Consider the following 12,818-nt stretch of genomic DNA (forward strand, 5'->3'; position numbering starts at 1 on the left):
ACAATTTCGTTTAAAAACCTTTTATGAACGGTATGGGTTATGAATTTTGCATATCGATATCAATGCCCATCATCCGCATCAGCTCAGAAGCATTAAAAGATTTACAAATGCCATCATGCAGCTGATAATCGAATTTTAGCTGGCCATTTTCCACATCAGAGCGAAAGTGAAAGTTGTGCACATAAGATTCGGTAGCGCCCCATTCCCCCAGTTCAAGATCATGCGTGGAAACCAGTCCTGCCGAACTTTTCGTATGCAGCTGACGGATCAGTGCCTCGGCGCCCTTATGGCGGTCGGCTGAATTTGTTCCTTTTAATATTTCATCCAAAAGATAGAAAACCGGCGATTGATTTTTTTCATCAGCCAGTTCCAGCAGTTGTCTTAATCGTTTTAATTCAGCATAAAATGACGACGTACTTTCTTCCAGAGAATCCTGTGTACGCATGCTGCTGAACACACGGACCGGCGCACATGCAAACTTGGCAGCAGAAACGACCGCGCCCATTTGAGCCAGCACAAGATTGAGTCCGATCGTTCGTAAAAAGGTACTTTTACCAGACATATTGGAGCCGGTAACCAGAATGGTATGGCCCAATCCGTTCATATTGAAATGATTGCTCACCCGTTTTTCCTTGGGAATAAGCGGATGTCCCATCTGCGTCGCCTCAATATAAACGTCTTTCTGCCAGGTTACCTGAGGAACCGTATGTTCCGGATAGGCAAAAGCATTTCCCGCCAGACTGTTCATCGCTTCTATATCGGCGAGGACATTGAGCCACGTATTTAAATCATCTTTATGCGACTTTTTCCATTTTTCAAGCCCGGCCAGGCAATACAGATCCCAGAGTGTCGGGATAGATACAAACACGAGAAAATAAGGATTGTTGTGGTAATCCAGCCGTTCAAACAAAACACCGGATTTTCTCAAAGAATGGGCAGCGCCGCGGATTAAGGTCTGCCGTTGTTTCCACCAGCGGGAGCGGAAAGTTGCCGCATCGGCAATATCCAGAAGATCGGCGTAGGCTGACAGTGTAAGTCCCAGGGCGGTGGTGCGGGACGTAAGCCCCTGTAAAACTTCCTTGTAACGTTTCAGGATCAGCAGATGCCAGGTCAGACTCAGGATCAGTACCCAGGCAGGGATCAATCCTGCAAAAGTCAGTCCGGCTATCAATAACGTGGCCAGAGACCAGAACCGCCAGCGTAAAGATGTTTGTAATGAATCGGGTAAAGTTTCCGAGGCCCAGTCGCGGAATGCGCTGACCTGCTGTGCCGCATGCTCATGTAACAAAGCAGTGGCTTCCCAGGTCTGCCGGAACTCCGGATTATTTTTAAATTCCTCAACCGCCTCCTGTCTCATCAGAATTTCTTCCAGCGGAGCATGATTTTTAAGCCAGTTTGCCAGTCTGCGGCTGCCTTCCGCGGTACGAGTCCGGTTTAAGACCCGGTATAACGAGTACTCTCCGAAGATATCAAGGTCAGTAGCGAATGCGTGATTTTTTTCCTGATAATGTATTCCCGTATCTTTTCTTTTGAACCGGAACGATAACCGCTCGATTTCATCGTCATTGATAGTCTGGATATTTCGCTGGAAATTACGCTTCCTCTTGGCCGTTTGTTGTAACCGCATCAGAATCAGAAACAGCACCAGTGCGATCAGCGCACCGATTCCCCATTCGGATTGTCCTGTTTTATTTCCAATCCATAACGTCCCGAAAATACTCAGGAAAGCTACCACTCTTCCGATAGAAAGCAGATTGGAGCGGTCCTGTGCAATTTGTTCCGCTGCTTTTGCTTTCTGAAGTTCAGTTTCGAAAAAAGTGTGTGGGTTTGTAATTTCCTTGTGATTGTCCATCAATGGGCTTCTGCTGTTTCAAACTGTAATTTAATCAGACTTGCATACAAGCCGTTGTCGAGCAGAGATAATTCCTGATGTGAGCCCGACTCGGCAATTTTACCATCTTTAATGACATAAATGGAATCTACTTTTCGGATGGTCGCCAGTCTGTGTGCAATCACGATGGTGGTTCGGTTTTGCATCAATTCATTAAGGGCAATCTGAACCAGTTTTTCAGACTCTGCGTCCAGCGAGCTTGTCGCCTCATCGAGAATAAGAATTTTTGGATCTTTCAAAATTGCACGAGCAATAGCGATACGCTGGCGTTGTCCTCCTGATAATTTCACACCACGCTCACCAACAATCGTTTCGAAACGCTCAGGGAATGACTCAATGAACTCAGTGGCATAAGCTTTTCGGGCTGCTTCATGAATTTCTTCTTTTGTTGCGGAAGGACGGCCGTATGCAATATTTTCATAAATCGTACCTCCAAAAAGCATAACCTCCTGCGGAACGATCGCAATGTTTTTCCTTAATTCTGAAATTCCGTATTCCGAAATCGATTTGCCATCCACGAGAATATCACCCGACTGGTTATTGTAATACCGCATCAGCAGTTGAATGATCGTCGATTTTCCGGCGCCGCTGTATCCAACCAAAGCAATTTTCTCTCCGGCGTTCACGTGGAAAGAAATACCTTTTAATACCGGCAGGTCAGCTCTTGACGGATAAGCAAACTGTACATTTTTATAGGTGATATCACCCCTGACAGGCGAAACCGAAGGTGTCGCGGATTCCTGTATGGATACTTCGGATGTTTCCGCAAGTAGTTCGAAAATACGTTCCGAGGCTCCGACGGTTTTGTTGATCTGTGCATACAAGTCACCCAGACCGCCGATGGAAGCTCCAATGAACGTGGTATATAAGATGAAAGTGAACAAATCGGACAGGTTCATATCACCGGACTGCACCAGACCCGCTCCAAACCAGATTACGCCCACAATACCTCCAAAAATTGCAAAGATGATAAAGGAAACAAATCCGCCACGATACGTTGCGGCATGAAGCGCCAGTTTTACCACGCGTCCCAAGGCTGTCTGATACCGGTTGACTTCCAGATGCTCGTTGGTAAAAGCCTTCACAACATTAACGGATTGGAGGGTTTCTTCCACAATTACGTTAGCGGCAGCCAATTCATCCTGTGCCTTTTTTGACAAACGACGGATATATCTTCCAAAAAACATGGCCGCAACCACCAGAATCGGGAATGTCCCCATCATGAATAACGTCAGTTTCCATGAAGTATAGGAAATAATGGCAATACCCACCACCAACGTGGCGACCTGACGGAAAAATTCAGCAATCGTGAATGACAAAACGCCTTCCAGCTGAGAAACATCGGAAGTTACGCGGCTCGTTAATTCCCCGACACGGCGTTGTTCCAGAAATCCCAGTGGCAGTGTTATAATTTTGGCGTAAGTATCCCGGCGCAGATCGGCCATGGCCCTTTCACTGACACGGGTAAACAGGAATATTCTCAGAAAGGAAAAAACAGCCTGAAAAACGAGAACAAAAACCAGAAAGACGGTGATCTGGTTGATGGTATATTTTGATTTTCCTTCGATCACTTCAACAATGCTTCCAATAAGTTTTGGGAAAGCAAGTGAAGTGAAGGTTGAGAGTGTCAGGAATATCATCCCAACTATGAAAAGCCACTTATATGGAAGTATGTAACGAAAAAGAGCGAAGGTTTTTTTTAGCCCTTCCCAACTAATTTTTTTTACTGCAAACGGAGATCCCGATTCCCCCTCATCACTCATTCTTCTTTTGGCCATTGCAAAAATCTATTCAATACAGGTTACTTAACTATTACTAACAAAGGGTTACGGCAATTATGGATTCATAAAGTTAGGTCAAATGCCTGATAACCATATTCCTATCATCAGGGCAGCAAAAGTACGGAATAATTGATAATTACGGACAAGATTGATCAGCCGGATCATTGAGAATTATCGTTGTTTAAAACAGAATTGCATTTTTTCTGTTTTTTATTAAAAGTAATCCAAATGAATTTGTAGAATGAATCTTACCAACCTCAATTTGTTGATAAACAATTATCTGATTGTAAAGGAGAAGGAAAATATCAGATTTATAGGTACGGATTCTGAGTTTGATAAAAAAATGGATAAAAATCATGATCTTGAAAGATATTTCCTGAAAGCTAAAAAATCTGTTAAGCGGCTCGTTGTTTGCATTTTATAGCGATATTCATGAGGCTTTTGGAATGGATGATATGCAGGATGTGACGTATTATTGACCGGCGCGAAAAATTATTTTCAAAAAAACGGAAAACCCACGCAACCACTTTGGCAACTACAACGTAAGTGTAGAAAAACAAACGACATGCCCGAGTATAACTCCGCCGTTCTTCAAGAACTACTCGACGGCTGTTTGAAAAAGAACCGCCGTAGTCAGGAGCTGTTGTATAAACAGTTTTATGGCTATGCTATGAGCATCTGTTTACGCTATACACGGAGTCGGGAAGAGGCGAAAGAAATAATGAACGATGGTTTTTTAAAGATTTTTACCAAGCTGGATAGTTTTGATCAAAGCCGTTCTTTTAAAAGTTGGTTGAGCAGGGTAATGATAAACACCGCACTGGATCATTACCGGCACGAAATTCGTCACGAAGTTTTGGATGATGTGGAAGCTGCGGATCAGGTATTTGTAGATGAAACTGTAATCAACAAAATGGCGCATGAAGAGATAATCAGCCTTGTACAAGAGTTAACGCCGGCCTATAGGCTGGTTTTTAGTCTGGCTGTCATTGACGGGTACACGCACGAAGAAATTGCCGAACAATTGAATATTTCCGTAGGAGCTTCAAAATCGAATTTGTCGCGTGCCAGGGAAAAGTTGAGAATGATGCTATCCAAAATTAACATTGACAATTATGAAAGAGTTACCAGATGACGAACTGGACAAGCTCTTCAAAAAGTCAGCGGAAGAGCTTGATTCGACTTTTGATCCACAGGATTGGAACGCGCTGAGAAGCAGGTTGGATAGTGCCGATGGAAAAACACCCGCAATGTGGTGGAGGAAATGGTGGTCGGCGGGTTTGCTTGCCTTACTGATGATAGGCGGAATAGGAACGTATTTGCTAACAAATAACCCGAAAGAATCTGATAAAACTTTTGCTGCCAAAAATGCCGGTCAAACATCGATAGGGCCTGCCCCTTCGATTAAAAATGGCGAGGCTAACAATAAAATCGTTGAAGAACAGACTGCCGTAAAACTGGATGGGCAAAGTAAAAATGTTGCCCAAAACGGAAAAAAAGGGCAGCTTGAGGGAATAGGCGCTGTTGCAAAACGTGAGGAAGATGAGATCTCTGCAAGTAAAAATGACTTGCCGGGGAGCGCAGCGGATAACGAAATAACTAAAACAAAAAATAGAAAGATACTGCCCCGTCGCTGGTCTAAGACAGGCGGAGTGTACTTAGAGCCTAACCGTTCTATTGGGAGAGGGGGTGACGGGGCATTTAATACTGAGCAGAAAGCCAGGAAGTATCCGGCGATTGAAGGTGGTTTGGGGAATGTGGCGGAGAAAGAAACTTTGGTTCAAACGAAACGTGGTGAACGGGAAGTTTTCAATTCTGGGAAGGGCGTGGTACAAACGGTTGACACGGATCCTATTTCGGAGTCACAGGCTGCTGAAAATATTCCTTTTAATGCCAGTGATGTGGCTGAGGAAAACCGGTTATTGATCTCAGCAGATTGGCTGGAATCCAGAGCTATGGTTTGGAATAAAGCAAAAGCATTGCCAAAGGTGAAGCCAGCTGAAACGCCGGTTTCGCAACCGGTCAAAGCGGCTGATGAAAAAGAACCTTCCCCGAAATTTGCCGTACGTTTTAGTTATTCTCCGGATCTCAGTACAGTAGGTCTGAAAAATTTATCTAAACCCGGCACAGCCGTTTCGCTACTCATAGAATATGCCTTGTTCCGGAAATTATACATTCAGACAGGCGTAACCAGAAGTTCAAAAATTTACAATGCAAAAGCCGGCGAATACGAATGGCCTGCCAGCTGGTATGACCAGAAAGTGTTGCCAGCCAGCGTTGACGGGGTTTGTAAGGTTATTGAAATTCCGTTGAACGTGCGTTATGACATCACGCAAACGGAAAGGTCGCGGTGGTTTACGAGTGCAGGAGCCTCCTCTTATTACATGCAAAATGAAAAGTACGATTACAATTATGACAAATATGTCCATGGGCAAAAATGGTCAAATTATGAAACTTCAACCGGGTGGTATTGGCTAAGCCACCTCAATGCTTCGGTTGGATACGAATATCGTTTGTCGAAAAAACTATCGCTGATCGCGGAGCCTTATGTGAGAATTCCTGTTAAAAAAGTTGGCTTTGGGAAGGTGGATCTGTTTACGTTTGGTACTTGGTTTTCAATTAGATATACCCCTGTTTTTAAATAAGTAATAAAGTTTTAATACCTGGTAATCATTCCCTGAAAATCGGGGACAGGATGCGTTTTGTCAAATTTTTCTATTCATTCCTAATTATTTCACCATGAACACTACTCAAAAAGAAACGATGAAAAGGGCCGAATTCCTTAGAAGTCTGAGCCTGGGAACATCAACATTAATGGCTGTTTATTGCCTTGGTTCACTGACTGCATGCAGTACGGGAGAAATGGATCCGGTAACCAATACACCAACGCCGACAACACCGGGTAGTACAACAGGGCTTACAGGCAATGCAACAACCTCGGCAGGTGCGATCAATTTTACCGTCGATCTGACCAATGCCACTTATTCAAAACTGAAAACAGCTGGCTCATTTGCGATCGTTGGCGACCTGATCGTAGCATTTTCTACGGCCAAAACATATGTTGCACTTTCGAAAGTATGTACACATGAAGGGACCACGGTGCAGTACCGGAGTGGCGAAAATGATATCTATTGTTCAAATCACGGTTCGGAATTCTCCCTGACCGGCGCAGTGGATAAAGGTCCTGCCGTGGCTGCCCTGAAGGCATACAAGGCTGTTCTCTCGGCTGACGGCAACACATTAACAGTAACAGCGTAATCTTGAAAACTATGAAAGCACTCCGCCACGCAATCATTTTACTTTTTGCAGTAACATCGCTCCATGCACAGAATGACCTGCTTGGAGAACTGAATAAACTGGATAGCAATACAACCATGCCGGTACAGGCAACTTTTAAATCTACCCGGATCATCAACGGGCATTCCGTAGAAACGGTTAAGAAAAATCATATGGATTTTCGTATCTCTCACCGGTTTGGTCGCTTGAATTCGGGATCTTATCAATTGTACGGATTGGATCAGGCTACACTGAGACTGGGTTTTGAATATGGTATTTCTGACGATCTGATGATTGGTGTCGGAAGAAGCACCGAACAAAAAGCATTTGATTTTTTCGGAAAATACCGGCTGATCAAACAAACTACCGGTGCACGACAGATCCCTTTATCGGTAACACTCTTTGGAAGTGCCGCGATCCGCACGCTGCGTCCGGTTTCAGAGGATGAAGCCACCCGCAGTTTTAAAAACAAGCTGACTTATGTATACCAGGCGCTTATCGCCCGTAAGTTCAGCGAGCGACTTTCACTGCAAATAACGCCAACCTATCTATATCGAAACCTGCCTGAACTAGCCGGAGATAAGCGTGGGCTTTTCTCCGTTGGTTTGGGTGGGCGCCTGAAGCTGAGCAAAAGGGTTTCTGTGAATGCTGAATATTTCTGGGCGGCACATGATAAAGATGCCAACCTGCCTTATCATGACTCCATGGCGTTTGGTGTCGATATTGATACCGGCGGGCACGTATTTCAGCTGCATTTTACCAATTCCCTCGGTATGATTGAGAAACAGTTTATCGGAGAAACGACGGGAAGCTGGGGTAAAGGTGATGTGCATTACGGCTTCAATATCTCACGGACTTTCAGTTTTGACAAGAAAAGCAAGAGAGCTCAATACTAAACATACAGATTTATGAGACATCATATAGTCCTGAGCGTAATCCTGCTGATTACGCTTGCAGGAGTATCCGGGACGGTTTTTGCCCAGGGAGGCATGTTTGCAACGGCAGGTGGAAACACCCGGTTTTCTTCCGAAACGCCGATGGAAAACATCTACGCGGAGAACAAAAAGACGCAGGTGTTACTGAACACAGGCACGGCTGAAATCGCGATCAGAATGAATATGCGTGACTTCGTTTTTCCAAATAAACTGATGCAGGAACATTTCAATGAAAATTATATCGAGTCGGATAAATATTCGACGGCGACTTTCAGCGGAAAACTGGATCAGCGTATCGATTTTACCAAAGACGGAACCTATGATGCTTCCGCGACCGGGAGTTTTACAGTACACGGTGTCAGTAAAAACCGGACGATTAAAGGGAAACTGAAAGTGGAAGGGGGAAAAATGGTCATCAGCTCTGATTTCGAAGTGACGCTGGTTGACCATAAAATTGATGTACCCCAGATCGTATTTGTGAAAATCGCGCAGTCGATCAAGGTAAAAGTAGAGTACATCCTCTCGCCATATAAAAAATAGGAGAGGATGTACGTGAGGTTATCTCCTTCTTCTTTTCTTTTTAGAACCTGATTTTTTTCTCGAAACCGACTTCTTTTTACGAGTCGGTTTTTTTCTGTGTGATACTTTCTTCCGTGAATATTTGGATGAATATTTTCTGACCGTCGGTTTTACCGCTTCTTCTTCCTCATCACCGGCCGCATCTTCTCCTGCCACCTGGTCGTCTCCTTCGGCCGTGGCAGTTTTTGTTTTGGAAGCAATATCCGGAAGCCGGGTATGCGTGATCTGATCGAGATTTGAGGCATTGTCAATTCCTTTTAGCCGATAGGAATAGGCGTATGTCCGCGCTGGTAGCCGGTACTTGTCGTGTACACGCGGCGACCAGCTGTCATCACCTCCAAGTCCCATTTGGGCAAGATCCAGATTAACCACAGTCGTATTACCTCGGGAAAGTACCGCAGCACGTTTTTTCGCGGCCAATATTTCCTTGTCGGTATAATCGTGTACATTGACATTAAACACAGAATCACTGATCGCGATCAGGCCAAGACCGTCTTCGTTGGTAATGGTAGCCCAGCGGACATCTGTCTTATTCCCATTTTCCTGAGGACTTATATATGGAAAATGCTGGTCAGCAACGCTGCCTTCATACAATCCGATTCGCCCGCTTGTTTTCCTGTCGGCGTAAGTTTCGTAGGGACCGTTTCCAAACCACTGGATCTTGTTATAAGTAGTGGGCATTTGAAACTGGAAACCAACTTTCGCCAGTTCAGGCCATTCGCCGCTTGGCGTAAAGGTATTTTGTACACGAATATCGCCCGTCGAATAAATGGTGTAAACGGAGCTGACGATCATGCCGCCGGCACGACTGCGAAGGCTTTTCATCAGTGTTACCTTAAACACATGCGGATTCAGTTTTTCAACACGCAGGTCTGAACCAGTCAGTTTCAGTGAGTCCAGGTTTGCGTTTCTCCATTGCGTTGCAAAGCTTTGTTTTCCGCCGCCTTCATCGTTATCCGTAGGTACGCGCCAGAAATTGGCAAAAGGACCCGATTCCAGCATTTCTTCCTTTTTGTACATAAACGAAGACATACGGGCATTTTTCTTGTTAAAGCTGACAGAAAAATTCTGTCCGCTGATCGTCACACCTTTGCCACGAACAAGCGATAGTCGCAAAGCAGGACTGCGGGTATAGGCAACATCCTTTTCCTCCTCAGTCGTGACTTCAAGGGGAACCTGATACCAGGCCACTTCATGATCTTCCGGCGCCCACAATGTCGGTTTTTTTAAACGGATGCTTAGATTTAAAAAGTATTGATAACCCGGTTTGGGGTTATTGGGAAGCTGATATGGAATGGAGAGCTGCTGCGATTGTTTGGGCATTGCGCTCAGGTTTGCAATGGTTCCTTCGCCAATGAATTTCCCGTTTTCCTGTAAGGACCAAACCAGTTCAAAACCGTTTAGCGAGATAAAATCGTAATTATTTTTGATCGTAAGCTGCCGCTGTCCTGCACGCAATGTATCAGGAAGCTCAAACTTAATATACTGATAAACTTTTTTGACCTCATTGATTTCCGGCTGCGGAACACGGTCAGGGTTAACAAGCCCGTCGCCTGCATTGGCGCCATCGATATAGTTGAAATAATCCCAGTAAGGTGTTCCGTCGGCTGTTTTAAGCTGCAATCCCTGATCGACCCAGTCCCAGATAAAACCGCCCTGCATGGTTGGATACTTTTCGATAACGTCCCAGTATTCCTTGAAATTACCAATGCTGTTTCCCATACCATGAGCATATTCGCAAACGATCAACGGTCTGTTTTTATCTTTTTTTACCAGTTCGATCATGTCATTAACCGAAGGGTACATCACCGAAATGATATCAAAATTGCTCAGCGTCGTTGGTTTGTAATTGCTTCTTCCCTCGTAATGAATCGGTCGTGTCGGATCAGCGAGACGGATATAATCAGCCATGGCGTTAAAGTTGGCTCCCATGCCCGACTCATTTCCCAATGACCAGATAATAATCGAAGGATGATTTTTATCCCGTTCGATCATCGCCGTTCCTCTGGCCAGAAAGGCTGCCTTCCATTGCGGTTTGTCAGCCAGAATGATATTCCGTCCCCAGAGTTCATGGCTTTCGATGTTGGCTTCATCCATGACGTACAAGCCATATTCATCGCATAGGTCATACCATTCAGGAACGCTGGGATAGTGGGATGTCCGTACGGCGTTGATATTATGCTGTTTCATCAGCGTGATATCTTTGATCATCAGTTCACGGCTCATCACACGGCCCGTTTCAGGATCAAATTCATGGCGGTTAACGCCTTTAATGGTGATGGGTTTTCCGTTCACGAGCAGTTGCCCGCCCGCAATTTTTATCTCCCGAAATCCAACACGCTGGCTGACGGCTTCAATGGTTTTACCATCCGAATTGAGGATCTGGATGGTGAGTGTGTACAAAGAAGGAGATTCCGCACTCCATTTTTCCGGATTGGTTATCGGAATTTCTACGCGGATAGGGATTTCACCCTGGGGTTCAACATTGCCAATCAGCCGGCTGACCGGGGTTACAACCACCGATTTTTTTGAGTCATATAACGTGAAAACCAATTGATTTCCCGCAGCAGTCTGTTTCGAAAAGTTCTTTACGTAGGTGCTTATCTTTAACGTGGCGTTCTGGTAATTGGCATCCAGATCCGTGCGAACGGCAAAATCGTTGATGTGTACATCCGGAAGTGTAATCAAATTGACATCCCGGAAAATGCCTGAAAGCCGCCAGAAATCCTGATCTTCAAGATAACTGCCGTCTGACCAGTTGACGACTTCTACGGCAAGATGGTTTATTCCGGTTTTTACATCGCCGGTTACGTTGAATTCAAAAGGAGTCATCCCGTCTTCATGATACCCGATCGCTTCGCCGTTCAGCCATACGTAGCAGGCCGACTGAACCCCGCCGAACTGAAGAAAGAAAGTTTTTCCTTTATCATGATCGGACACATTAAACGTTGTACGGTAAAGTCCCGTGGCATTGGTATCCGCGTCGATCCCCGGAGGATTCGCCTTGAACGGATGTTTAATATTTGTGAATACCGGCTTGTCGTAATTACGGCCTTCGCGCGCACCGGCAACCTGCCAGTTGGAAGGGACGTTGAGGTTATCCCAGTTGGCAGTAGAATGCGACGGCTGAAAAAAATCCGCAGGTGCTTTGGAGGGATGGGAGACCCACCTGAACTTCCATGTGCCGTTCAGCGAGCGGACAAAAGGTGATTTTTTATCAAGCTGCAATGCACTTTTTTCGTCTTTATAGGGAACGAAATCGGCACGCCCTTTTTCGGTATTGACACTGATAATTTCAGGATCTTTCCATTCGGGAACGACCTGGGCAGTTGAAGATAAAGTGGTTAGAAACAGAAATATATATAATGCAAGGAACCGGCAGTCATTCAAATGATACATGTTTTTACTAAATCGGGGATGAACTTTACTTATTACAAAAGTAACCTGAGGGTGTAGTATCGGCTGTTTGTAAAAGTATTAAAAGTAGGTTTAAACAAAAAGAAACTGTTGTTAAAAACGCCCTTAATTGCCGTTTTATTTCGATAATGCTTTTATTTGTTCTCTTAATATAAAATTCTGATTATGCTTTTAGCCGTCGATGTTGGTAACACGGATACTGTTTTTGGTCTTTATGAATCAGACGCCTGGACCCATGTCTGGCGGGTGCGTTCTTTGGCCCAGGAAAGTGAATCTCATTATGCATCCAAGTTAATGCTTCATTTTCTGGAAGCAGGCATATCGTTTGGTGATGTTAAAACCGTGGTATTGAGCAGTGTGGTGCCATCGCTAACCCCGACCATTCAGAAAATGCTCCGGTCGCTTTTCAGTGTTGATACCATTACCGTCGGACCGAATACCGTGCCCGGGTTAACGATTGCGATCGATCATCCACATGAACTTGGCGCTGACCTGATTGCCAATGCCGTGGCTGTGATGACCCGCTATAAGCAAAATTGTGTGGTGGTTGATTTTGGCACTGCCCTTACTTTTACGACCGTTTCCAACAAAGGGGAAATCCTGGGCGTGGCAATTCTGCCGGGGCTGGTGACGGCTGTTAAGGCATTGTTTGCCAATACGGCTCAGCTTCCGGAGGTACCTTTGAAGCTTCCCGCTTCTGCGATTGGCAAAAACACGGTTCAGTCGATTCAGGCCGGAATACTGCTCGGGTATGAAGGGTTGGTGAAATCGTTAATTCACCGGATCCGGCTCGAAATGGGCGGCGATTGTATAGCCGTCGCCACAGGTGGATTATCATCCATCATTGATACGCTGCGTGATGAGTTTGTTGAAATAGACAGAAAACTGACTCTCGACGGTCTAAGGATTATCGGTGAAAAAATTAACGCGGCCCGATGA

The 12,818-nt window shown here is 45.1% G+C and carries 9 protein-coding genes; 6 read left to right on the forward strand and 3 right to left on the reverse strand.

Translation table 11 applies throughout. The features are described from left to right. Window positions 1-37: 37 nt before the first annotated feature. Both M1L62_RS10870 and M1L62_RS10875 read right to left on the reverse strand, forming a co-directional pair. On the reverse strand, window positions 38-1,852 hold the full coding sequence (locus tag M1L62_RS10870; RefSeq protein ID WP_254413059.1) for a MutS family DNA mismatch repair protein: 1,815 nt from the start codon (window positions 1,850-1,852) through the stop codon (window positions 38-40). Then, on the reverse strand, window positions 1,852-3,669 hold the full coding sequence (locus M1L62_RS10875; RefSeq protein ID WP_254413060.1) for an ABC transporter ATP-binding protein: 1,818 nt from the start codon (window positions 3,667-3,669) through the stop codon (window positions 1,852-1,854). Before M1L62_RS10875 ends, M1L62_RS10870 begins: the two co-directional genes overlap by 1 nt. Before the next feature lie 568 nt (window positions 3,670-4,237). On the opposite strand from M1L62_RS10875, the gene M1L62_RS10880 reads away from it, so the two are divergent. From M1L62_RS10880 to M1L62_RS10900, 5 genes are all read left to right on the forward strand, one after another. Beyond that, window positions 4,238-4,807 carry an RNA polymerase sigma factor gene (locus M1L62_RS10880; RefSeq protein WP_254413061.1) on the forward strand — a complete coding sequence of 190 codons (570 nt, stop codon included), beginning with the start codon at window positions 4,238-4,240 and terminating at the stop codon, window positions 4,805-4,807. After that, window positions 4,788-6,317: a hypothetical protein gene (locus M1L62_RS10885; protein WP_254413062.1), complete on the forward strand. Its 1,530-nt coding sequence runs from the start codon at window positions 4,788-4,790 to the stop codon at window positions 6,315-6,317. Before M1L62_RS10880 ends, M1L62_RS10885 begins: the two co-directional genes overlap by 20 nt. A gap of 94 nt (window positions 6,318-6,411) precedes the next feature. Further along, the gene (locus M1L62_RS10890) at window positions 6,412-6,930 is read left to right on the forward strand and encodes a QcrA and Rieske domain-containing protein (RefSeq protein ID WP_254413063.1); all 519 of its coding nucleotides are present in this window, start codon (window positions 6,412-6,414) and stop codon (window positions 6,928-6,930) included. Between the two features lie 11 nt (window positions 6,931-6,941). Next, window positions 6,942-7,844 (forward strand): DUF5777 family beta-barrel protein, encoded by a 903-nt coding sequence (locus M1L62_RS10895; RefSeq protein WP_254413064.1) that lies wholly within the window; start codon window positions 6,942-6,944, stop codon window positions 7,842-7,844. Window positions 7,845-7,856: 12 nt separating this feature from the next. Beyond that, window positions 7,857-8,423 (forward strand): YceI family protein, encoded by a 567-nt coding sequence (locus tag M1L62_RS10900; protein WP_254413065.1) that lies wholly within the window; start codon window positions 7,857-7,859, stop codon window positions 8,421-8,423. An 18-nt stretch (window positions 8,424-8,441) separates the two neighbouring features. Here the strand turns inward: M1L62_RS10900 and lacZ are convergent, their stop codons facing one another. Continuing rightward, window positions 8,442-11,861 carry a beta-galactosidase, LacZ type gene (lacZ, locus tag M1L62_RS10905; protein WP_254413066.1) on the reverse strand — a complete coding sequence of 1,140 codons (3,420 nt, stop codon included), beginning with the start codon at window positions 11,859-11,861 and terminating at the stop codon, window positions 8,442-8,444. A gap of 183 nt (window positions 11,862-12,044) precedes the next feature. On the opposite strand from lacZ, the gene M1L62_RS10910 reads away from it, so the two are divergent. Next, on the forward strand, window positions 12,045-12,818 hold the full coding sequence (locus tag M1L62_RS10910; protein WP_254413067.1) for a type III pantothenate kinase: 774 nt from the start codon (window positions 12,045-12,047) through the stop codon (window positions 12,816-12,818).

This window comes from Dyadobacter diqingensis (genome assembly GCF_024220585.1).
In the GTDB taxonomy this organism is placed as follows: Bacteria; Bacteroidota; Bacteroidia; order Cytophagales; family Spirosomataceae; genus Dyadobacter; species Dyadobacter diqingensis.

What these genes read in the sequence shown, in the direction of transcription:
- M1L62_RS10870 (WP_254413059.1), bottom strand. Translation starts at nt 1,852, where the DNA reads ATGGACAATCACAAGGAAATTACAAACCCACACACTTTTTTCGAAACT.
- M1L62_RS10910 (WP_254413067.1), top strand. Translation starts at nt 12,045, where the DNA reads ATGCTTTTAGCCGTCGATGTTGGTAACACGGATACTGTTTTTGGTCTT.
- M1L62_RS10895 (WP_254413064.1), top strand. Translation starts at nt 6,942, where the DNA reads ATGAAAGCACTCCGCCACGCAATCATTTTACTTTTTGCAGTAACATCG.
- M1L62_RS10900 (WP_254413065.1), top strand. Translation starts at nt 7,857, where the DNA reads ATGAGACATCATATAGTCCTGAGCGTAATCCTGCTGATTACGCTTGCA.
- M1L62_RS10875 (WP_254413060.1), bottom strand. Translation starts at nt 3,669, where the DNA reads ATGGCCAAAAGAAGAATGAGTGATGAGGGGGAATCGGGATCTCCGTTT.
- lacZ (WP_254413066.1), bottom strand. Translation starts at nt 11,861, where the DNA reads ATGTATCATTTGAATGACTGCCGGTTCCTTGCATTATATATATTTCTG.
- M1L62_RS10880 (WP_254413061.1), top strand. Translation starts at nt 4,238, where the DNA reads ATGCCCGAGTATAACTCCGCCGTTCTTCAAGAACTACTCGACGGCTGT.
- M1L62_RS10890 (WP_254413063.1), top strand. Translation starts at nt 6,412, where the DNA reads ATGAACACTACTCAAAAAGAAACGATGAAAAGGGCCGAATTCCTTAGA.
- M1L62_RS10885 (WP_254413062.1), top strand. Translation starts at nt 4,788, where the DNA reads ATGAAAGAGTTACCAGATGACGAACTGGACAAGCTCTTCAAAAAGTCA.